The 663-nt window shown below is 45.2% G+C and carries 1 protein-coding gene; it reads right to left on the bottom strand.

From position 1 onward, the window contains the following. Positions 1-91: 91 nt before the first annotated feature. Positions 92-259: a group II intron maturase-specific domain-containing protein gene (locus HXW94_RS20540; protein ID WP_425484233.1), complete on the bottom strand. Its 168-nt coding sequence runs from the start codon at positions 257-259 to the stop codon at positions 92-94. Positions 260-663: the final 404 nt, after the last annotated feature.

Raw genomic sequence — 663 nt, 5'->3', positions numbered from 1 at the left:
AGTTCATGCCCTCTGGGCTTAACCCAAATCCTGGCCCTTCGGGTCAGGATTTTTACTATATAAAACACTACTTATGATTTTAATAAATTACTTATTGATACTTTTTAATACTTTTAAATCGACTATAGCTGAAAGTTTTTGCTGAGACAACATGTTTATGATAGTTAGCCCAGCCCCGTATTTTCATGTTAAGATCATGAATCAGCGCTACGGCTTTCGATCCCCGATGCTTCTTGAACGTATCGTGGATATTATTCATGAAGGCCTGCACATTCTTCCTGGATGGTTTAATGAGCAGTTTGCCGTCATACTTACGAATATTCTGGCCGAGAAAATCGAATCCCTTGAGAACATGCCCTGGTCGAAGACCCCGGTGGTGACTTTCAGGCTTGCCATAGCACCCGTAAGTCTGCTGCCTTCCGTCACGCTGGAATGCGTCGGCTTTCCCCCTGCAATTGCAGGGTTTATCCCTATGGACCACAACTATACATTTTTCGGGGCTCAGTACAGAGCCTGCAATCTTGTTCCATCCAGCTTCAGACCTCCGTTACCGGTTTTGCCTGTGGATTTCACTAATGAGCTGCGGGCTAAGCTTTGCTCATGTGGGACTTGCACCCACTGGGTAACATTATCGAGTTTCATCCTCCCATTCAGTGGAATTCC

It is taken from the genome of Desulfobacter latus (assembly GCF_013389365.1).
GTDB lineage: Bacteria > Desulfobacterota > Desulfobacteria > Desulfobacterales > Desulfobacteraceae > Desulfobacter > Desulfobacter latus.
Note: the sequence above shows the minus strand (reverse complement) of the source record. Positions and strands in the feature narration are given on the sequence as shown.

What these genes read in the sequence shown, in the direction of transcription:
- HXW94_RS20540 (WP_425484233.1), bottom strand. Translation starts at nt 259, where the DNA reads ATGAATAATATCCACGATACGTTCAAGAAGCATCGGGGATCGAAAGCC.